The sequence below is a fragment of the Bacteroides propionicigenes genome, from assembly GCF_018390535.1.
Classification (GTDB): domain Bacteria; phylum Bacteroidota; class Bacteroidia; order Bacteroidales; family Bacteroidaceae; genus Bacteroides; species Bacteroides propionicigenes.
Window position 1 is genome coordinate 124,597 of record NZ_JAHBBW010000002.1, and the last position, 22,815, is coordinate 147,411.

Consider the following 22,815-nt stretch of genomic DNA (forward strand, 5'->3'; position numbering starts at 1 on the left):
GTAAATAAATAAATGAATAGTTCGTTTCTCTTTATAAGTCCGCTATCACGCCCTCCACATTGCGCAGGTTCTCCTTGGCCTCCGCATCGCCCGTGGCGGCGGCACGTTGGAGCACGGCACGTGCCTTCTCGTACTGCCGGTCGTTGGCGTAGGCCACGCCCAGGCAGTTCAGCACCCGTACATCGGCCTCTTCCTGCAAGGGAAGCAGCAGGAGGATGGCCTCCCGCAAGCGGCCACGCCCCAGTTCGTAGCGCGCGGCATTCACCACGGCCGGCACATTGCCGGGATACGTGCGGGCGGCTATCAGCAGGACTTCGCCATGCTGCGGGGTGTCCGCCCCGTAGGACGCCGCCACCTGGTACATCTCTTCCACACTCAGCAGGCGAGGATTGGTGTGTATCTGCTTGCGGGCCTCCTCCAGGTTGAAGTTACGCACCTTGTACTCGATGCGGTACTCATTACGGCGAAGCGGCGGATACACCTCGTTCACCAGCCGCTGGTACACCTCCGGCGGGAACTCATCTTTGAAGCGCTGCTCGCAGGTGTCCAAATCGCCCCCGCAGGCATCCACCACGGCAATCACCTCTTTCTGCTGCAACAAATTGGGATACTTGTCCAGCTCCAAGCGCAGCCCCGCCCAGTCTTCACCCCGCCATACCACGTGCCACAGGCGTGTATCCACTTTTGTCTCCTTCTGCACATATTGCGCAAAGGCCTCGGCACGACGTTGTGAGAGTTTCTCATTATAGGCGGCACGCCCTTCCGGCGAAGCGTAACCAGTGATGTATATGCCCGTAATTGTCAGGTCTTCGTTGTCCTTTACAATGTCGATGGAGTGGCGCACACTGTCCAATTCCCGGCGGTTGTTGTGGAATGCCGGGTCTATCTTATGGCTGTCCTGGCGGAAGTTCAAACGGGCCACTTTCACCTCATCACGCATCTTCACCGGCTCCTTCAATGGCGGGACGAATGCCACCGTATAATGCGGCCGGAACAGTTGCAGGAACGTGCTCTTCACGGGAGACTCTTCTGTGCCCTTGTCGCACTCTGCACAGCCCGTGGTCTGTTCACGCAGTACCAGACGGGCGGAGCCGAGCCACGGCTCGTAAGGTATCACCGTGCTGTATTCCACTTGTTGCGCCTTGCCGTTCTTGCGCCGCAGCACGGTCTGCGCGCCGTCGGTCACGGCAGAGCCGGTCAACGCCTTGGTACGACGATGTATCTTGTCGCGCACCTTGCCGTCCAGCACCACTGAGGGAAGTTCCAGACTTTTACCGCCCTCCTTGGCCACTACCACCGGGTAGAGGCGTACGCTTTCCTGGCGCTTCACATGCATGCCGGCCACATCGAGCACAAGGTTCACGTGCACCTCACGCCCATGCTTCTTTACTTCGTCATCTACCACGCGCACTCCGGCCAGGTGTCCCGTCTGTGCACAAACCGGAGCATACGCTCCGAACAAGAGCAGTGCGCCGCATATCCATTTGCCATATATCCGTTCTTTTTTCATAATGCGCTTCCTCCTTATTTAATAATGTATATCAGTGATACGGCGGCTTTGGTGACGCTAAAGTAGCCTTTGTCGTTCTTCTCTTTCCACTCGCCGCACTTGGGACAGTCGTATTTGTCATAATGATTTTGCACGTAACCCACGCCTACACTCGTTTCAATGCTCCAGCGGCTGTTCAATACCCATTGGTAGCCATAGGCCAGACCCGCGCCGTAGTAGTAGCCCTCGTAGCGGTAGCCTTTGGTAGAGGGGTAGATGCCCAGAGGGAATTCCACGTTACCCACGTTGAACTGCCCTCCGAGCAGGTGCAGGCCCAAGAAGTGTCCGTTGAATGCCTCGCACAGCCAGTATCGTGCTTCGGGCTGTGCCATCCAGTGCTTCCACTTCTTGCTGTCCGAGAAAGTAAAAGGATTATAGTTGGCGGAAAGGTCCAGCGTCCACTTGGGAGCCAGACGGAATTCGGCGCCCAGGTTGAAGGTGGTCGTGGCATCATACAGCAGGTTCGTTTTGACGGCTATATCCTGCGCTGACAAAGAGATGCCGATAAATAGGAAAATAATACAAAAGCTCTTTTTCATACTCTCCGTTTTTATATGATATAAGTTATCTATTTATATGCCTTGTCGTTTTAACATTTCCGTTACTTTGTAGGTAACGGGAAACAAGGAGAAACACGCTACAAGAGGCATTCTTGTACCGACATAACCAACTGTTACGGATTATCGGATGAATAAAGAGAGTACGGGCAGATCTTCCCGTGTTAATTTTACATAACACGGCTATGGGAGTATTATGCATTTCCCATTAAGGGAAAATACTGTCATTCAAACTAATGTGCCTTATAAATATATAGAAAGGCTGTTTTTACTTATTTTTCAAAAAAAAATCCTTTTTTCTTGTTTGATACAAATGTTTTGTTGATATTTGTGATAAACAAATAATTTCCATTACCTACAAAGTAACGGAGAACGTTTGTTGTATTATCAGAAAGTCAACATGATACATCGTACTTACTTAAAGATTCACAAATTACTGTTTATCAAATATATAAGATACTATTTCCTTATTCATATCCCATATCTTATTATCCGAGTGTCTCTTAAAGTAAGTTTCTGTTACTTTAACAGAAGAATGTCCCATTGCATTACTGATAAGCTCTTGTTGATAATTCCGATAATTTGCAATAGTAGCCCAGCTATGCCTTGCCGTATAGCTCGTCAATCCCGTAATGCCGTTTATATATTCTCCTAATTTCTTTAAGCGATAATTAAAACCGCGCAGAGCGTTTTGGTATTGCCGGTACTCATTCTTTCCCGGATGATGAATAAGAGGAAATAAATAGGGAGAAGCCTCGTCGGTATTCCTGAGACTGCGGATAATCTCCATTGCTTTAGCCTCAACGCGTACAGTGAGCCATGCGCCTGTCTTTTTACGACGATATACTATCACATTATCATGTAAATCACAATGCCGCAGATAAGCAATATCCACAAACGGCATTCCACGAAGCATAAAAAGCAATAGAAAAAGCAAGCGTGTGGATTCCAGACTTTCATCCGCCACAGGTGTATCAAGCCGGCGGAACACATCTTCATCCACAGCACGTTTCACGGTAACCTTTGTTCCCGTATACACCCCTTTGAAAAGTCTGGGTTGATAAGACGCCATCCCTTCATCCACAGCGCGAAAGTAAGTGGCACGCAACATTCTCATATAAGTGGAAATCGTATTCCAATGGAGCTGACGTCCCAGCAGATACTCTTGAAACGCTTTCAGCCACACGGGAGTGACTTCTTCAAAACTTATGGAATCCCGCTCCATAAAGTCCTTGATGCGATTCAAGGTACTTTGATACACGTGCGCCGTACCCATGCGCCGTTCTCCTCTCAACTGAGAGATAGTCATGGCCATATAGGCCGACAGATTTGTTTTACTCATATAGCTCTACTTTAAAAGTGAGCCATATAAATGCCTAAAAAACAGATTAGTTCAGGTGATGATTCTGTTAAAAAAACACACAGATTACAAACTTTAATACACATCCGGAAGTTTGTCTGTCTTCCGAAATACCGGAATTTATCAAAAATGCGCTACGGCAAGTGTCAGCACACTGATACGCACGCCCTTTACATCCCGAAATACATCGGCGCACGCAGTGGTGGTAGCTCCGGTAGTAAGCACATCATCTACCAACAGGATATGTTTTCCGACGAAACGTTCGAGATGGCGGAGATGAAAGATGCCGTCCACATTCTCCCACCGCTCATAGGCAGACTTACTTGTCTGTGTCTCCGTATGCTTCCTGCGCATCACGGAAACAGTATCCAAAGGAATACCCGTAACTGCAGCCACACCTTTGGCGATACATTCACTCTGATTGTACCCCCGCATCCGTTGCTTGCGGGGATGTAAAGGGATGGGAACTATGACGTCCACATTATGAAAGAACCCCGAAACAGTCAGTTCCGCCGCCATAAAGCACCCCATTATCTCTCCCAAGTCCTTACGGCCGCTATATTTCAATTGATACAGTATCCGGCGGAAATCACTGCCCTTATGGTAAAAGAAATAGGAGGTAGCGCGTTCCAAAGGAAGCTTTCCCCAGAACATACGTTCCACCGGATTATCCGTACGAAGATGATAATCCGTACGAGGCAGATCCATATTACATTTCAGACAAATAGCCTCTTCTCCTTCCTGCAGGGGTGTGCCACACACTGCACACTGACGGGAAAAGAACAAATGAAGAAAAGATAAGAACCAAGTTTTAAGTGTGCTTTCCATTATCAAAAAAAACTATTTATCCGCATCCTGCTTATAAATAAGTTTTCCACGTTGGCTGACAGTCCATTTATCATTTTCCAGACGCACATTCTTCGTATCGTCATCCTCTGCATTCCAAGCATATCCGCCGGCAGGCAGGCTACGACGGTCGAGGATTTCATTCGGAGCACCTTCTTCCGGGAAGAACAGTTCTACTTGAGTGGAATCCGGACTGAACACAATGAACAATGTATTCTCCGCATTTTCCACAGAAGCCAGGCGAACGCCTTTTTCCCACAACCGGATGCAATCTTTCTGCACCTCGCTCCATGTATATCCGGCCGAAGCAACACATCCATGTTCGTCCTTATCGTTTCCGACCATTTCTGTTTTTTCAGCTGCATCGGCTGTTTCAGCTTTTTTTTCGCGGGCGTTTCCGCAACTCACCAAGAATGCTCCGGCACATACCAGGCACATAGAAATCACTTTAACATTCATAGTTATTGGTTTTTAATGTTTTTATATTCACGCCAAAGGTAGAAATAAATATGATAGGAACGAATAAATCCTGCAATTCTTATACCTTAATTATCCTGTACAATGAGCGAACAAGAGGTGTGCAATACTAATAATGTCCCAGCATATATCATTTATGTTCAAAAATGCAGAACCGGAAGTTTTTTGTCTGCCCAAAGACTATCGGGATAATTATTTTTGCTTTACATTTACAGAGGATTAAGTACGGTCCACCCCTCCGAAACGAATAGAAAAACAACTACTTATTAATATACCAAACGAAAAAACATGAAAAAAAGCATTCTATTTATCACGAGTCTTTTCCTCTGCGTTTTCTGCCTGACAAGCAATGCCCAACAAAACAGGACAGAAGTTACTTGGGAGAATATGGAAGGTGTCACAGTGCCCATTCCCCCGCAAGTACATCCCCGACTTTATGTACGCTCCACCGATGTACCGGATTTGAAAAAACGAATGAACCATCCGCACGTAAAAGAAGTACTTGCCACCCTAAAGAAATTGGGCAAGGATCGTACTCCTGAAGAAGAAGCAAAGGTAAAGGACAGAGGATTCCGTTATTACTTTGAGATGCGTGGTGTGACCAGCCGCGTACAAGTACAAGCACTCGACTATCTGGTATACGGTGACAAAAAACAAGCCAGAAGCGCCATTACCGCCATGCTGGACACGCTCCAGAACGTCAATTATGGAACAAAAGGAGATTTGTCACGCGCCAGCGGAGTGATGCTGACCTGCGGTGCAATGGTGTACGACTGGTGCTACGACCAAATGAAAGAATCTGAAAAGAAGGCTTATATCGAATCTTTCATCCGCATAGCCAAAACAATGGAATGCGGTTACCCGCCACGCAACAACGAGCCGATAGCCGGACATTCCAGTGAGTGGATGATACTACGGGATATGCTTTCCGCCGGCATAGCCATCTACGACGAATATCCGGATATGTACAATTACGTAATAAAGATGATGTTCAAGGATTATCTGCCTGTAAGAAACTACATCTACTCCGGACACAATTACCATCAGGGAACAAGCTACGTAAATGTACGTTTCAGCAATGACCTTTTCTCTTTGTGGATATTAGACCGCATGGGTACAGGAGCCATATACAATCCGGCACAGCAATTCGTACTTTATGACTTCTTATATCGCCGACGTCCGGACGGACAGGTAATGCCGGCGGGTGACACTAATCCTATCCGCAGAAACATGCCTTCTTATTCATTACCCGCCATGCTGGCTTCCAGTTTCTACAAAGACAGCTACTTGGCATACGAGTACGAACGCAAGCCCAATATCGAACGTCATTGCCTCATCTTCGACATTCTGTGGAGAGATTTGGATTTGAAGGCCAAAGCCCCCGACGACCTGCCGTTGACGCGTTACTCAGGAAGTCCTTTCGGCTGGATGATAGCCCGCACGGCATGGGACAAGAACAGTGTGATTGCCGAAATGAAGATAAACGAACAGTTTGTCGGCAACCATCAGCATATGGACGGCGGTTCTTTCCAATTATACTACCGAGGCCCTCTTGCCATTGACGCGGGAGCTTACCAGGGGAGTTCCGGCGGATATAACAGCCCTCACAACAAAAATTTCTTTAAACGTACCATCGCGCATAATTCTCTGCTGGTATATAATCCGGATGAGAAATTCGCCTGCTGGAACTATGGCGGAGGCGACAAGACCGAATTCGCAGCCAACGACGGCGGACAACGTATGCCCGGCGACCGCTGGGAAACCTGCCGTTCCTTTGAAAAGCTGCTGAGCAAGGATTATACCACCGGTAAAGCATTGGCGCACGGTTTCGGACCGGACCTTAATAAGCCGGATTATTCTTATTTGAAAGGTGATATTACGCAAGCTTATACAGATAAGGTAAAAGAGGCAAAACGTTCTTTCGTTTTCCTCAACCTGCACTCTGCCGAAGTACCTGCCGCATTAATCGTATTCGACAAGGTGGTTTCTTCCAATCCGCAGTTCAAAAAGTTCTGGTTGCTGCACAGCATCGAGGAGCCGGTAATAGAAAATAATCGTTTCACAATCAAGCGTACCAAGAACGGAGATACGGGAATGTTGCAAAACCAGGTGTTACTGCCCGAAATCAGTGATGCCCAAATAGAGAAGGTAGGCGGAAAAGGAAAAGAGTTCTGGGTGTTCGGAACCAACTACCCCAACGAGGCATCGCCCAACCGTCCTGATGACGCCAATGAAAAAGGAGCGTGGCGCGTAGAGGTATCTCCCAAAGCTGCCGCTACGGAAAACTACTTCCTGAATGTAATGCAAGTTGCAGACAATACCTGCAAACAGATGAATGACGTGAAACGCATCGACGCCGAGAAAGTGGTAGGTGTGCAGATAGCTGACCGAATTGTTACTTTCAGCAAAAACAGCCAACCCTTGTCCGGTAAAGTCGATGTGAAAGTAGACGGAAACACTACCATGAAATTCGTTATAACCGACCTTATCCCGGGAACATGGCAAATCAAGAAAGACGGAAAAGTATATATTCCCGCCATGGAGGTTCGTTCGGACGACGGCATCCTTGCCTTTGAGGGCGCTGCCGGACATTACGAATTTCTGCGCTGACGAACAACCGTCAGGAAACAGATGCTTAGTAAAAAATAGACACATATAATATATTAGTTATATTCAGTCGTATATTGAGCCTATCTAAGTCGTATACTGAGCCTATCTAAGTATACGACTGAGATAGGCTCAGTATACGACTTAGATAGGCCTTCCTTAACACCATTGATAGTCAAGCATTTACAAATCCATCGATTTATTAAGAAAAATAGCGACAAGTATGAATAATAAATAGTTTTCCGTATCTTTGCCTGCTGCAATCTTAAAGCACTCAAAGATATGGAACATCCTCTTTCTCAATTCAGATATTGCCCGAAATGCGGTTCGGAACATTTCGGGATTCATAATGAAAAATCAAAGCTGTGCAAGGACTGCGGCTTTACCTATTACTTCAACTCTTCTGCCGCCACCGTTGCCCTGATACTGAACGGGCAGAACGAACTCTTAGTGTGCCGCCGTGCCAAAGAGCCGGCAAAAGGGACACTGGACCTGCCGGGTGGCTTCATCGATATGGCGGAAACCGGTGAAGAAGGCGTGGCGCGCGAAGTAAAAGAAGAAACGGGCATGACGGTGACACAGGCCGAATACCTGTTTTCACTGCCTAACATCTACATCTATTCGGGATTTTCCGTACATACGCTGGATATGTTTTTCCGCTGTGCGGTAGCCGATTCCCGGCATTTCAAAGCAATGGACGATGCTGCAGAGGCTTTCTTCCTCCCCCTTAAAGACATACATCCGGAGGACTTCGGACTGGGCTCCATTCGTAAAGGCCTGCAGATATTTCTGTCCGGCATATCCTAAAAAAGCCAAACAGCCGGAACATTTTCAAACCAAAACCCGTATTTTTGTAAAAGCATCCATTCTATACCGAAGATGAAACATAAAATTTACCGCATAGTATGCACTGCGCTTTGCTGCGCACCGTTGCTCGCCACAGCACAGACGAGCGAGAAAATCACTTCTCCGCAACGACTGTATGAAGAAGGACAGAACCTGTTCCAACAAAAGGCATTCTCCGCAGCCATATCTCCCTTACAGGCTTTTGTAAAACAAATCAAAGCGGAAGGCAGCCCGTTGTCCGCCGCCGGAGACAAAGAAGAAGCCGAATATATGCTGGTATGCGCCGAATACGAACTGAGAAGTCCCAATAGCATAGAACTGTTGCGGAGCTATCTCGATACATATCCCGACACTCCCCATGCCAACCGTATTTACGCCCTTATAGCGTCCTCCTATTTCTTCGAGGGAAAATATGACGACGCACTCGCCATGTTCAATGCCGCCCGGCTCGACCTCCTAAGCAACGAAGAGCGGGATGACATGACCTACCGACTGGCAACCTGTTACCTGAAAACGGGGAATGTGAAGGAAGCCGCCATCTGGTTTGAGACATTACGCAGCACCGGTTCCAAATATGCCGCGGACTGCACATATTACCTTTCGTATATCCGCTACACCCAACAACGGTATGACGATGCCCTCAGCGGTTTTCTCAGCCTGCAGGACAATGCGAAATACAAGATGCTCGCGCCCTATTACATCGCAGAAATATACTTGGTTAAAAAGAACTATGACAAAGCGGAAATAGTTGCGCAAAACTATCTCTCCGCCTATCCCAACCAGAAATATACCGGGGAGATGCACCGCATACAAGGTACCGCCGACTACCATTTCGGCAAATACCATGAAGCCGCAGAGGCTTTCAACCGATACCTGAACGACAATGCGGAACCCACCCGGAGAAGAGACGCGCTTTATATGCTGGGAATGTCCTATTACCGGACGGGGGTCTATTCGCAAGTTCCCGTCATCTTGGGTGAAGTGACTACCGGTAAAGACGCGCTTACACAAAACGCTTATCTGCATATGGGATTGGCTTATCTGCAGCTTGCCGACAAGAACAAAGCCCGTATGGCATTTGAACAGGCGGCCGCATCCGGCGCCGACCTGAAAATAAAGGAACAGGCGGCTTATAACTATGCTCTCTGCATTCACGAAACGTCTTATTCCGCATTCGGCGAGTCGGTTACAGTCTTTGAGAATTTCCTGAACGAGTTTCCCAATTCCGCATATGCCGACAAAGTAAGCAACTATCTGGTAGAGGTCTACATGAATACCCGCAGTTATGATGCCGCACTCAAATCCATTGAACGCATTGCACGTCCCGGGAAGGCTATCTTGGAGGCCAAGCAAAAGATTCTGTTCCAACTGGGAACCCAGTCCTTTGCCAACACGCAGTTTGAACAGGCCATCAATTACTTCAACCAAAGCATCGCCTTAGGCCAATATAATCTGCAGACAAAAGCCGACGCCCTTTACTGGCGGGGCGAATCTTATTACCGGTTGAACCGTATGCAGGAAGCTGCCCGCAACTTCAACGAGTATCTGTCACTTGCCCCGCAGAAGAATACGGAAATGTATGCCCTTGCCTACTACAATCTGGCATACATAGCTTTCCACAAGAAAGATTATGCAACGGCGCAAGACCGTTTCCTGAAATTCATCCAACTGCAAAAGAGCGGAGACGCCACCGTCCTTGCCGATGCGTATAACCGTATCGGCGACTGCTACATGCACGTCCGCCGCTTCGACGAAGCCAAGCAATACTACACCCGGGCGGAAAACCTGGGTACGCCCGCCGGTGATTACTCCTACTATCAGCTGGCTTTGGTGTCGGGCCTGCAAAAGAACTACGACGGGAAGATTACATTACTCAACCGGCTGGCCAACAAATATCCGAATTCGCCCTACGCCGTCAATGCACTTTACGAGAAAGGCCGTTCGTATGTGCAAAGCCGCAACAACAATCAAGCCATCGCTACCTTCCGGGAGTTGCTGAACAAATATCCCGAAAGCCCCGTCAGTCGTAAGGCTGCCACGGAAATCGGACTGCTCTATTATCAGAACGACGATTACAGCCACGCTATCGAGGCCTACAAACACGTCATCTCCAAATATCCGGGCAGTGAAGAAGCACGCCTTGCCATGCGCGACTTGAAATCCATCTATGTGGAAGCCAACCGTGTGGATGAGTTCGCAGCGCTTGCAGCCCAAATGCCGGGCGCTATCCGCTTTGAACCCAGCGAACAAGATTCGCTGACTTACATCGCCGCAGAAAAAGTGTATATGAAAGGGGAAATCACCCCTGCAAGGGAAAGTTTCACCCGCTATCTGCAAAGCTATCCGAGCGGAGCTTTCAGCTTGAATGCACACTATTATCTGAGCCTTATCGGAAAAGAACAGAAAGACGAAACCGCCGTACTGGAACATACCGGCAAACTGCTGGAATATCCGGACAGCCCGTATTCGGAAGAAGCCTTGCTGATGCGCGGAGAAATCCTGTTCAACCACAAGGAATACGAAAAAGCCCTGGCAGACTACAAGCAACTGCAAGCCCGCGCCACAACTGCCGAACGCCGGCAACTGGGCGTCACGGGTGTACTGCGCTGCAGTGTGTTATTGAAGGATGATATTGAAGTGATACAAGCTGCAACCGCCTTACTGGCCGAAGCCAAACTCCCCCCCGAATTGCAGAATGAGGCTTTATACTATCGTGCCAAAGCCTATCTGAACCAAAAAGCGGTGAAGAAAGCGGCGAATGACCTGAATATTCTGGCAAAAGACACCCGTACATTATACGGTGCGGAAGCCAAGTACCTGGCAGCACAACTGATGTACAACGCCGGTGACTACGCCACCGCCGAAAAGGAAATACTGAACTTCATCGACCAAAGTACTCCGCACGCCTATTGGCTGGCACGCAGCTTCATCCTCCTGTCCGACGTATATGTTGCCATGGACAAGAAACTGGATGCGCGCCAATATCTGCTGAGCCTGCAACAGAATTATCATGCGGACGATGATATTGAAGGAATGATTCAAGAAAGACTGGAAAAGCTGAAATAAAAGAATACAATGAATATGAGAAAGATACAATATATACTCAGCGGGATAACGCTGATGACCCTTCCTTTAGGCATCCATGCCCAGCAACAGGCCAAAGACTCCACCGTGAACCGGACAGTTGTTGTGGAACAGGAATATAACCCCGACATTCTGGATGCGTCCAAAATAAACGTACTCCCCAAAGTAGAGCCGCCAACCGCCAACAAGAGGGCAGTGGAGTATGACGCCACCCTTATGCCCGCCAATACGATTCCCGCAACTGTCATGCAGGCATATACCGGGAAAGAAACGCAAGCCAAGGCACAGCCCGGATATATCAGACTGGGCTACGGCAATTACGGGAATCTGGATGCGCGCGCCAGCTACCTGTTCACGCTATCCAACAATGACCGCATCAACCTGAATTTCCATATGAACGGCATGGATGGCAAACTCGAATTGCCTGATAATAGCGGCAAATGGAACTCTTATTACTACCGCACTCATGCCAACATCGGTTATTTGCATCGCTTCAAGAAAGTAGACTTGGACATTGCAGGCAACTTTGGATTGAGCAACTTCAATTTCCTGCCTGATGCAGTTGCCGGAAAACAGAAATTTACTTCCGGAGATATTCATTTCGGCGTGAAATCCACGGATGCGGAACTGCCCCTACAATTCAGCGCAGAAACAAACCTGATGCTCTATGAACGCCAATACGACTTCGGTTCACCGGATAATCAGGAAAACATTATCCGTACCAAAGCACTGGTTGCCGGCGGCATATCCGATGAACAAACCGTAGGAATCGGCTTTGCAATGGACAATGTGTTGTACAAGAATAATAATTTTGAGAACTACACCTCACTCAACCTGAACCCGCATTACCGCTTGGAAAACGATGACTGGAAAATACGTATCGGCACGCAGGTTGATATGGCTTTCGGTTACGGTAAGAAATTCCGGGCAGCGCCTGATGTAGCGGTAGAATATAACTTTTCGGACAGCTACATCCTCTACGCACAGGCCAAAGGAGGAAGACTTCAAAATGATTTCCGCCGTTTGGAGGCATTCTGTCCATATGGGCTGGTCGCTTCGCAACCGGACGCCACTTATGAGCAAGTGAACATCGCCCTCGGCTTCAAAGCCAGCCCGGTAGCCGGCCTATGGCTGAACCTGTATGGCGGATACCAAAACTTAAAGGATGATTTGTTTTTCCAACCGGCAGATTTTCATGACAACACAGAGGGATACTACCGGACACTTGCCATCAGCCAATGGAACACAAGCAATATCTATGCCGGTGCAGAGGTACGCTACAACTATAAGAATATATTCTCATTCTCCGCAGCCGGAACTTATCGAAGTTGGGATGCAAAGAGCGACAGCCGGATTAGTGTCAAAGACTATGTACTCGCCTATAAGCCGGCCTTTGAAGCCAATCTGCATATAGATGTACAACCTATATCCGCTTTACTTCTTAATCTTGGCTATCAGCATATTTCACGCGAGAAGATAGAGGGAAACAAGGTAGATGCGGTCAATAACCTTTATTTAAGCGGCAGTTACGAGTTCTTTAAAGGAATATCCGCTTATGCCCGCATAAACAATTTATTAAATCAAGATTATCAATATTATTGGGGATACCCGACCGAAGGCATCAACTTTATCGGAGGTGTAAGTTTCAAATTCTAACACTCCGGATTAAAGACATTACGAACAAAAAAGGTCATTTTTGCTAAATTCTCCTTATATTATAAGGTGGAAAGTTTGTTTTTTCCTACTTTTGCGGGCAAATTAGTGGCTGGAGTCACTATAAAACAGAAATTTATGCAGAAAAACCTTGTCATTGTCGAGTCTCCGGCAAAAGCAAAAACCATTGAGAAATTCCTCGGAAAAGACTATAAAGTCCTTTCCAGCTATGGTCATATACGCGATTTGAAGAAAAAAGAGTTCAGTATTGATATTGATAAAGATTTCAAGCCGCATTATGAAATCCCGGGAGATAAGAAAAAGGTTGTAGAAGAACTGAAGGCCGAAGCCAAAGAAGCGGAAACCGTATGGTTGGCATCCGATGAGGACCGCGAGGGAGAAGCGATTGCATGGCATTTGTACGAAGTGCTGAAATTGCAACCGGAACATACCAAGCGTATCGTTTTCCATGAAATCACCAAGAGTGCCATTCTAAAGGCCATTGAGCAACCACGCAATATTGACATCAATTTGGTAGATGCACAGCAAGCACGCCGTATTTTGGACCGTATCGTAGGTTTTGAACTTTCACCGGTGTTATGGAAGAAAGTGAAGCCCGCACTTTCCGCCGGTCGTGTGCAGTCAGTAGCCGTCCGTCTCATCGTAGAGCGCGAGCGTGAAATACAAGCCTTCCAATCGGAAGCATCTTATCGGGTTACCGCTGTATTCCTCGTACCCGATGCCGATGGCAAACCGGTTGAGATGAAGGCCGAACTGGCACGCCGTATCAAGACAAAAGCCGAAGCTCAAAAATTCTTGGAAAGTTGCCAATCAGCCACTTTCACCATCAATGATATTTCCACCCGCCCGTTGAAAAAAAGTCCTGCGGCTCCTTTTACGACATCTACCTTGCAGCAAGAGGCTGCCCGCAAATTAGGATTTACAGTGGCACAGACTATGATGATTGCCCAACGGCTGTACGAATCGGGAAAGATTACCTATATGCGTACTGACTCCGTCAATCTGTCCGAACTGGCTGTAAACAGCAGCAAATCGGTCATTGCCGACATGATGGGAGAACGTTACGTATATCCGCGTCATTTCGCCACAAAGACCAAAGGCGCTCAAGAGGCTCACGAAGCCATTCGTCCTACCTACATGGAAAATGCCAAAATAGAGGGTAGCCCACAAGAACGAAAACTATATGACTTGATATGGAAGCGTACCATAGCCTCCCAAATGGCAGATGCGGAAGTTGAAAAGACTACCGTAAACATCGGTATCAGCAACGAACCGGATACGTTCAATGCTACAGGGGAAGTTGTGAAGTTCGACGGTTTCCTCCATGTATATCGCGAATCCATTGACGATGATGCGGAACAGGAAGATGAAACACGTCTGTTGCCTCCTTTGAAGAAAGGACAGGTTTTACAGCACCAGAGTATTATTGCCACGGAACGTTTCACACAACATCCTCCCCGCTACACAGAAGCCAGTCTGGTACGCAAATTGGAAGAACTGGGTATCGGTCGCCCTTCTACATATGCTCCCACCATTTCTACCATACAGCAGCGCGGTTATGTAGAGAAAGGTGAAAGAACCGGAGAAGAACGTCCTTACAATGTACTTTCATTGCAAAACAATAAGATTACAGATGTTACCCAAACAGAAATTACAGGAGCCGAGAAAGCTAAATTGATGCCTACCGATATAGGTACGGTAGTCAATGACTTCTTAATGGAATACTTCTCCAACATCCTTGACTATAACTTTACCGCCAGTGTTGAAAAGCAATTCGACGAAATAGCCGAGGGAGAAAAGAAATGGACAGCTATCTTGGGCGATTTCTATAAGGGTTTCCACCCGTCCGTAGAGAATACGCTTGCCACCAAGAATGCCCACAAAGCCGGCGAGCGCATCTTAGGCGAAGAACCGGGCAGCGGCAAACAGGTATCTGTAAAAATCGGTCGTTTTGGTCCTGTCGTACAGATTGGCACTGTCAATGACAGCGAAAAACCGCGCTTTGCCCAGCTCAAGAAGGAAATGTCCATCGAGACAATAACTTTGGAAGAAGCACTGGATTTGTTTAAACTGCCTCGTACTTTAGGCGAATATGAAGGCAAGACAGTTACTGTAGGAACCGGCCGCTTCGGACCTTATGTGTACAATAACGGAATGTACACCTCACTTCCCAAGACAATAGACCCCATGGAGGTTACATTGGACGAAGCAATCCAGCTTATCCAAAACAAAAAAGAGGCAGAAGCCCAAAAGCACCTCAAGAAATTTGATGAAGAGCCGGAACTGGAAATATTGAACGGCCGCTACGGTCCCTATATATCCTATAAAGGAAGCAATTATAAAATTCCGAAGGATATTATCCCGCAGGATTTAAGTTTGGACGCATGCAGGGAAATTATCAAACTGCAAAGCGACCCGGATGCACCGAAAGCCAAACGCGGCAAATATGCCAAGAAGAAAAAATAATGAAGCTATACTAATATGAAGAAGCCCTCTCTACGGATGCGTAAAGAGGGCTTCTTCATATCAGAGTGCTTCTGATTACATCCTATCGGGTACTTCAATGCCAAGCAATCCCATTCCCAAGCGTACCACCTTGGCAACATTCTCGGACAAAGCAAGACGGAATATCTTCACAGCCTCATTCTCCTCACGCAATATGCTGAAATCGTGATAGAACTGATTGTATTCCTTCACAAGGTCATAAGTATAGTTTGCAATCAGAGAAGGACTATAATCTTCGCCTGCCTGTTTTACAACGGCTGCAAAGTCTGCAACCATCTGTATCAAACCTTCTTCTTTCTCGCTCAATTCAATTCCTGCGGGAAGTTGTGCGGGAACAGTAATGCCTGCCTCTTTCGCCTTACGAAGAACGGACTGTATACGTGCGTATGTATACTGGATGAAAGGTCCTGTATTACCGTTGAAGTCAATGGATTCCTTAGGATTGAACGTCATGTTCTTGCGAGCATCCACTTTCAATATAAAATATTTCAAAGCGCCTAAACCGACAATACGAGCTATATTATCAGCCTCTTCCTTGGTCAAGCCGTCCAGCTTACCCAATTCTCCGGACGTTTCCTTAGCGGTATTAATCATTTCAGCCATCAAATCGTCAGCATCCACAACCGTACCCTCGCGACTCTTCATCTTGCCTTCGGGCAGTTCTACCATACCGTAAGAGAAATGAACCAGTCCCTTGCCCCATTCAAAGCCTAACTTATCGAGCAAAATAGAAAGCACCTGGAAATGATAATTCTGTTCATTGCCTACCACGTAAACCATCTTGTCAATGGGGAAATCGGCAAAACGCAATTTAGCAGTACCTATATCCTGTGTCATATAAACAGAAGTTCCGTCCGCACGGAGAAGCAATTTATGGTCGAGTCCTTCTCCGGTCAGGTCGGCCCATACGGAACCATCCTCTTTGCGATAGAAGAAGCCTTTTTCCAAGCCTTCCATAACCTTCTCCTTACCTTCCAGATAAGTTTCCGACTCGTAATAAATCTTGTCGAAAGTAACACCCATCATACGGTAAGTCTCATCGAAACCGGTATATACCCAGTCATTCATCTTCTTCCACAAAGCGCGTACTTCAGAATCATTAGCTTCCCACTTCACCAGCATTTCACGCGCTTCTTTCATCAAAGGCGATTCAGCTTCAGCCTTGGTCTTTGCCTCTTCTTCACTCAGACCTTCGCTTTGGAACTTCGCCATCAGCTCTTTTACTTCAGCCTTGTAATGCTTGTCGAAAGCCACATAGTAGTCACCAATCAGGTGATCGCCTTTCTTACCGGAAGACTCGGGAGTTTCACCGTTGCCATACTTCTGCCAAGCCAACATTGACTTACAGATATGAATGCCGCGGTCGTTCACAATATTTGTCTTTACCACCTTGTTGCCATTGGCCGAAATGATATTTGCCAACGCATGACCCAACAAGTTATTGCGGACATGCCCCAAATGGAGCGGCTTATTCGTATTGGGCGAAGAATATTCAATCATCACCAACGGAGACTTGTCGGTAACAGCGACAATACCATACTGCGCATCCGCATGAATACCATTCAGCAATTCAATCCATGCCGAAGAAGCGATAGTCAGGTTCAGGAACCCTTTGATAACATTGAATGCCGAAACCGAAGGCTCGTTTGCCTGCAGATATTCGCCAATCTCTTGTGCTGTCTGTTCCGGTCCTTTCTTAGACATACGGAGGAAAGGGAAAACCACCAACGTAAGATGCCCCTCAAATTCTTTCTTGGTTTTCTGCAACTGTACCTGTGCAGCCGGAACATCTTGTCCGTACAGTGCTTTCAGTCCGCTGATTACGGACGCTACCAAATTCTGTTCTATATTCATGATTCAAATGTATTTTCTGTGCGCAAAGATACGAACTATTTTTAATTCCATAAAAAAGGAGACGTTGTATGCGTCTCCTTTTATCAAGTTTTATTTATGATCTATTTATTCGATAGTCAACTCCGAACCAGCTCTAAATTTAGCAACCTTTTTAGCCGCAATCTGAATAGGCTTTTTTGTTGCAGGATTGATACCAACGCGTCCGGCTCTCTCTGTTACAGAAAAAGTACCGAAGCCAACCAACGCTACTTTATCACCTGCCTTTAATGCTTTTGTTACTGATGCAATAAATGCATCCAATGCTCTTTTTGAATCAGCCTTTGACAAACCGGCTTCCGCTGCCATTGCGCTAATAAGTTCTGACTTATTCATAATACAAATGATTAATTAATTGTTACACAAAAGAAAAATTCCAATGCTACTTCCTACAAAAATAGAGCAAAAATTCTGAATATCAAATAAAAACATTAAAAAAAGGCAGGAAAATAGAGAAAAAAAAGGAATAGGAGTTCCTTTTTCTGTTATAGAACAGAATTTATTCGTATTTTTGCCAAATAAAGCGAAAAAAACAGATTATGAATACTATACCAACAGTAACCAAAAACCTTTTAATCATCAATGTGCTGATGTTTCTCGGCACGCTTGTAGCTCAAAGTTACGGCATCGATTTGAACCAATATTTAGGTTTGCACTTCTTCCTTGCCGGAGACTTTAACGCTGCACAGCTGATTACTTATATGTTCATGCATGGCGGATTTACCCATTTGTTCTTCAATATGTTTGCCGTATGGATGTTCGGTCGTATACTTGAGCAGGTATGGGGGCCGAAACGTTTCCTGTTCTATTATCTTGCATGCGGTATCGGCGCAGGACTTATCCAAGAGCTTGTACAGTACATTCATTACGAAACGGTTCTTTCGGCATACGACAGTGTCAACACCGGATATTCCGTCATCCCCATGGAAGAATACCTCAATATGATGACTACCGTCGGAGCTTCCGGAGCCGTATACGCTATTTTGCTGGGATTCGGTATGTTGTTTCCCAACCAGCCCTTATTTATCTTTCCGCTGCCGGTTCCTATCAAAGCCAAATATTTCGTTATAGGATATGCCCTGATAGAATTATTCTCGGGACTTGCCAACAATCCGAGCGATAATGTGGCGCATTTTGCACACTTGGGCGGTATGATATTCGGCTTCATACTAATAATGTACTGGAAAAAAAAGAACAGAGGAAATGGCTACTATTATAACTGATTTAAAAGAATCATTCCGTAGAGGGAACATCTATATACAACTGATTTACATCAATGCAGGGATATTCATCCTCACTACATTGACAGAGGTTATATTGCAACTCTTTAACCGAAGTCTCGGCGGAGTGTTTGAATGGCTGGAGCTGCCCGCTTCACTATCCCGCTTCCTAATTCAGCCGTGGTCCATCCTGACGTATATGTTTATGCACGCAGGGGTGTTGCATATTCTTTTCAATATGCTTTGGCTGTATTGGTTTGGCGCTTTGTTCCTGAGTTTCTTCTCTGCAAAACATTTACAGGGCGTATATATCTTAGGAGGTATTTGTGGTGGTTTGCTATATATGGCAGCTTACAATATTTTCCCCTATTTCCGTCCGATGACGGACTATTCTTTCATGTTGGGAGCATCGGCATCCGTTCTTGCTATTGTGGCAGCAACCGCTTACCGGGAACCGAACTACCCGATACGCCTTTTCCTTTTCGGAACAATACGCTTGAAGTATCTGGCACTGATTGTTATCGGAACAGATTTATTGTTCATCACTTCCGATAACGCCGGCGGACATATTGCCCATTTGGGCGGAGCATTGGCAGGGCTATGGTTTGCGGCCAGCCTGAGCAAAGGCGCAGATATTACAGCATGGATTAACAAGTCTTTGGATGCTGTCATTTCTTTATTCAGCTTCAAGCCCCGAAAACCTAAGATGAAAGTACATTATGGGACTGACAAGCAGAAAGACTATAACTATAACGCCCGAAAAAAAGCTCAATCCGATGAGATAGACCGTATTCTCGACAAACTGAAAAAGTCCGGATATGAAAGTCTGACAACAGAAGAAAAGAAGAGCTTGTTCGATGCAAGTAAACGATAAAGTGTACGTATGAAGCATTTCGGTAATTTTGTCGCACTTTTGATTTTAGCGATCAATGCTTTATTTACAGGTCTCTTGCTATTAGTAGCATATAGTCCTTATATACAACCGGTATCTCATCCGGTACAATCTTGCTTTGGACTGGCTTTTCCTATTTTTGCATTCATCAACGGGGGATTCCTGATTTTCTGGCTCATTATACAACGATACAAGACAGCTTTACTGCCTTTAATAGGTTTCCTGTTGTGCTATTCGCAACTACAGACGTACCTGCCCCTCAATTTTCATACATCCAAACTGCCCGAAGGAAGTGTAAAGCTCCTCTCTTACAACATCATGGGATTTGACGGAGCCAGTAAAAAGGACGGGAAAAACCCGATACTTACATATTTGAAAGAGAGTAATGCCGACATCCTCTGCCTGCAAGAGTATGCTTCCGAAGAATCTTCCCGGCATCTTTCCCAAAAAGATATAGAACGGGAATTAAAAGACTATCCTTACCACCGCATAAATGTTGTGGGCAGTGGCAACGGCTATACCAATAAGATAGCATGTTACTCAAAGTATCCCATCCTATCCGCACGCGTATTGGACTATACAAGCGACTATAACGGTTCCGTGCTGTACGAACTCAAACTGAATGAAGATACAATTACCCTTATCAACAATCACTTGGAATCCAACAAGCTGACAAAAGCAGACAAAGATATTTATGAAGATATACTGAAAGCCCCTGAAAAGGAAAAAGTGAAAAGCGGTGCACAGTTATTGATACGCAAACTGGCAGAAGCCTCCGCCCTCCGCGCCCCACAAGCGGATAGCATTGCAAAGGAGATAGCATCTTCCCGGCATTCGTCTATCATAGTCTGTGGAGATTTCAACGATACTCCTATTTCGTACACCCACCGCATCATAGCACAAAATTTGGATGATGCCTTCACCCAGTCGGGACGCGGACTGGGAGTATCCTACAATCAGAACAGATTCTATTTCCGGATAGACAACATATTAATTAGCAAGGACCTGCAGTCTTATAACTGTACGGTAGACCGTTCCATAAAAGATTCCGACCATTATCCGATATGGTGCTATATAGCCAAACGGCAATAAATACTCTTTAGTACAATATGAAATTATTAATAACTCAATATCTAATACTTTGACATTTATGTTTAAAAGAAGTATCTTAATTTTAGCTGCAAGTTGTATGATGTACTCCTGTGCTACCCAAACGGAAAACAATCCGTTCCTCACCGAGTTTCAAACCCCTAACGGAGTTCCTCCCTTTGATAAAATCAAGTTGGAACATTACGAGCCTGCATTCCTCAAAGGAATAGAAGAGCAAAATGCCAATATTCAGGCTATTATTGACAATACCGAAACACCGAGTTTTGAAAATGTAATCGTTGCTTTCGACAACAGTTCACCTATACTTAACCGGGTAAGCGCCATTTTCTTCAACATGACTGATGCCGAAACCAGTGACGCCCTGAACGAACTTTCCATAAAGCTTGCTCCGGTATTGTCCGAGCACGGAGACAATATTTCGCTTAATCAAGAGTTGTTCAATAAAGTAAAAGCCGTTTACCAACAAAAGGATTCTTTGGGGCTGACTACCGAGCAGCAAAGACTTCTGGACAAGACGTATAAAGACTTTGTACGCTCTGGAGCCAATCTGTCCGCCGAGAAGCAAGCCCGCCTGCGCGAAGTAAACAAACAACTCTCTACACTGGGCATCACTTTCAGCAACAACATTCTGAATGAGAACAATGAGTTCATGCTTTTTGTAGACAAGCAAGAAGATCTTGCCGGACTCCCCGAATGGGTCTGCCAAAGCGCCGCCGCAGAAGCAAAGGCAGCCGGGCAGGAAGGCAAATGGCTGTTCACGTTGCACAATGCCAGCCGCATTCCGTTCTTGCAATACTCCGACAACCGTCCATTGCGCGAAAAAATTTATAAAGCCTACATCAACCGCGGTAATAACAATGACAAGAACGACAACAAGAAAATCATTACCGACATCGTCAGTCTGCGTCTTGAAAAAGCCCGCCTGTTAGGCTTCGACTGTTACTCCAACTTCGTATTGGATAACACTATGGCAAAGAACTCTGCCACAGTAATGGAATTCCTGAACAACCTATGGGGATACGCCCTGCCCAAAGCCAAGACCGAAGCTGCCGAACTCCAGAAATTGATGGATAAAGAAGGCAAAGGCGAGAAACTGGAAGCCTGGGACTGGTGGTATTACACCGAAAAACTGCGTAAAGAAAAATATGACCTCGAAGAAGACCAAATCAAACCATACTTCAAATTAGAGAACGTGCGCGAAGGAGCATTTGCCGTTGCCAACAAACTCTATGGCATTACGCTGACGAAACTCAACGACATCCCCGTTTATCATCCCGACGTAGAAGTCTTTGAAGTAAAAGATGCAGACGGTTCGCAACTGGGTATCTTCTACGTAGACTACTTCCCGCGCCCCGGCAAAAGCGGTGGAGCGTGGATGAGCAACTATCGTGAACAGAAAGGTGACATCCGTCCGCTGGTATGCAACGTAGCCAGCTTTACCAAACCTGTCGGCGACACCCCTTCCCTGCTCACGATTGATGAGGTAGAAACTCTGTTCCATGAATTCGGTCACGGGCTGCACGGGCTGCTGACCAAATGTAACTATCTGGGTGTTTCCGGTACAAATGTAGTGCGCGACTTTGTGGAACTCCCGTCACAAATCAACGAGCACTGGGCTACCGAACCCGAAGTTCTGAAAATGTACGCCAAGCATTACCAGACCGGTGAAGTGATTCCAGACAATCTCATCGAAAAGATTCTGAAACAAAAAACTTTCAATCAGGGATTTATGACTACCGAGTTACTGGCAGCCGCTATTCTTGATATGAACCTGCACAACCTGACAGACACCAAAGACATCGACGTAATAGCCTATGAAAAAGAGGCGATGGACAAACTCGGATTAATCTCCGAAATAGCTCCCCGCTACCGTACCACCTATTTTAATCATATCATAGGCGGTTATGCCGCAGGCTATTACAGCTATCTGTGGGCAAATGTGCTGGATAATGACGCTTTTGAAGCCTTCAAGGAACATGGAATCTTCGACAAGACAACAGCCGACCTTTTCCGCCGCAATGTATTGGAAAAAGGAGACAGTGAAGACCCGATGACACTCTACAAGAATTTCAGAGGGGCTGAGCCTCAATTAGAGCCGATGTTAAAAAATCGCGGTATGAAGTAAGAATTGTGAAAAAAAAGCTATATTTGCAGCCTTATATACGATAGAAATCAATTAAAAAGTAATCATAATAAAC

The 22,815-nt window shown here is 46.2% G+C and carries 16 protein-coding genes; 9 read left to right on the forward strand and 7 right to left on the reverse strand.

Annotated elements, in window-relative coordinates; all coding sequences use genetic code 11:
* Positions 1 to 31 precede the first annotated feature (31 nt).
* The 5 genes from KG118_RS03335 to KG118_RS03355 all read right to left on the reverse strand — a co-directional run bounded on the left by KG118_RS03335 (position 32) and on the right by KG118_RS03355 (position 4,771).
* Complete coding sequence (locus KG118_RS03335) at positions 32 to 1,510, reverse strand: OmpA family protein (RefSeq protein ID WP_117710368.1); 1,479 nt, start codon at positions 1,508 to 1,510, stop codon at positions 32 to 34.
* Positions 1,511 to 1,524: 14 nt separating this feature from the next.
* The gene (locus KG118_RS03340) at positions 1,525 to 2,088 is read right to left on the reverse strand and encodes a DUF3575 domain-containing protein (protein WP_117710369.1); all 564 of its coding nucleotides are present in this window, start codon (positions 2,086 to 2,088) and stop codon (positions 1,525 to 1,527) included.
* Positions 2,089 to 2,539: 451 nt separating this feature from the next.
* On the reverse strand, positions 2,540 to 3,448 hold the full coding sequence (locus KG118_RS03345; RefSeq protein WP_117710370.1) for a tyrosine-type recombinase/integrase: 909 nt from the start codon (positions 3,446 to 3,448) through the stop codon (positions 2,540 to 2,542).
* A 141-nt stretch (positions 3,449 to 3,589) separates the two neighbouring features.
* Complete coding sequence (locus KG118_RS03350; RefSeq protein ID WP_117710371.1) at positions 3,590 to 4,294, reverse strand: ComF family protein; 705 nt, start codon at positions 4,292 to 4,294, stop codon at positions 3,590 to 3,592.
* Between the two features lie 12 nt (positions 4,295 to 4,306).
* Positions 4,307 to 4,771, reverse strand: a complete 465-nt coding sequence (locus KG118_RS03355) for a hypothetical protein (protein WP_117710372.1) — start codon at positions 4,769 to 4,771, stop codon at positions 4,307 to 4,309.
* Between the two features lie 306 nt (positions 4,772 to 5,077).
* On the opposite strand from KG118_RS03355, the gene hepB reads away from it, so the two are divergent.
* The 5 genes from hepB to topA all read left to right on the forward strand — a co-directional run bounded on the left by hepB (position 5,078) and on the right by topA (position 15,466).
* Entirely contained in the window at positions 5,078 to 7,399 is a 2,322-nt protein-coding gene (hepB, locus tag KG118_RS03360) for a heparin/heparin-sulfate lyase HepB (protein WP_117710373.1), read from the forward strand.
* A gap of 279 nt (positions 7,400 to 7,678) precedes the next feature.
* Positions 7,679 to 8,203 (forward strand): NUDIX domain-containing protein, encoded by a 525-nt coding sequence (locus tag KG118_RS03365; protein ID WP_117710374.1) that lies wholly within the window; start codon positions 7,679 to 7,681, stop codon positions 8,201 to 8,203.
* 72 nt (positions 8,204 to 8,275) lie between these two features.
* Complete coding sequence (locus KG118_RS03370) at positions 8,276 to 11,308, forward strand: tetratricopeptide repeat protein (protein ID WP_117710375.1); 3,033 nt, start codon at positions 8,276 to 8,278, stop codon at positions 11,306 to 11,308.
* Positions 11,309 to 11,323: 15 nt separating this feature from the next.
* A complete protein-coding gene (locus KG118_RS03375; protein WP_369834309.1) occupies positions 11,324 to 12,982 on the forward strand; it encodes a TonB-dependent receptor in 1,659 nt (552 codons plus the stop codon).
* A gap of 135 nt (positions 12,983 to 13,117) precedes the next feature.
* A complete protein-coding gene (gene topA / locus KG118_RS03380; RefSeq protein WP_117710583.1) occupies positions 13,118 to 15,466 on the forward strand; it encodes a type I DNA topoisomerase in 2,349 nt (782 codons plus the stop codon).
* Between the two features lie 75 nt (positions 15,467 to 15,541).
* On the opposite strand, the gene argS is transcribed toward topA, so the two are convergent.
* Both argS and KG118_RS03390 read right to left on the reverse strand, forming a co-directional pair.
* Entirely contained in the window at positions 15,542 to 17,359 is a 1,818-nt protein-coding gene (gene argS / locus KG118_RS03385; RefSeq protein ID WP_117710377.1) for an arginine--tRNA ligase, read from the reverse strand.
* Positions 17,360 to 17,464: 105 nt separating this feature from the next.
* The gene (locus KG118_RS03390) at positions 17,465 to 17,731 is read right to left on the reverse strand and encodes an HU family DNA-binding protein (RefSeq protein WP_117710378.1); all 267 of its coding nucleotides are present in this window, start codon (positions 17,729 to 17,731) and stop codon (positions 17,465 to 17,467) included.
* Between the two features lie 203 nt (positions 17,732 to 17,934).
* Between KG118_RS03390 and KG118_RS03395 the strand changes: the two genes are divergently transcribed.
* Genes KG118_RS03395 through KG118_RS03410 form a run of 4 tightly spaced genes read left to right on the forward strand, consistent with a single transcriptional unit; the run spans position 17,935 to position 22,742 of the window.
* Entirely contained in the window at positions 17,935 to 18,618 is a 684-nt protein-coding gene (locus KG118_RS03395) for a rhomboid family intramembrane serine protease (RefSeq protein WP_199598718.1), read from the forward strand.
* The gene (locus KG118_RS03400) at positions 18,599 to 19,489 is read left to right on the forward strand and encodes a rhomboid family intramembrane serine protease (RefSeq protein WP_117710379.1); all 891 of its coding nucleotides are present in this window, start codon (positions 18,599 to 18,601) and stop codon (positions 19,487 to 19,489) included. Before KG118_RS03395 ends, KG118_RS03400 begins: the two co-directional genes overlap by 20 nt.
* A 9-nt stretch (positions 19,490 to 19,498) precedes the next feature.
* Entirely contained in the window at positions 19,499 to 20,599 is a 1,101-nt protein-coding gene (locus KG118_RS03405) for an endonuclease/exonuclease/phosphatase family protein (RefSeq protein WP_117710380.1), read from the forward strand.
* A 58-nt stretch (positions 20,600 to 20,657) separates the two neighbouring features.
* On the forward strand, positions 20,658 to 22,742 hold the full coding sequence (locus KG118_RS03410) for a M3 family metallopeptidase (protein ID WP_117710381.1): 2,085 nt from the start codon (positions 20,658 to 20,660) through the stop codon (positions 22,740 to 22,742).
* Positions 22,743 to 22,815: the final 73 nt, after the last annotated feature.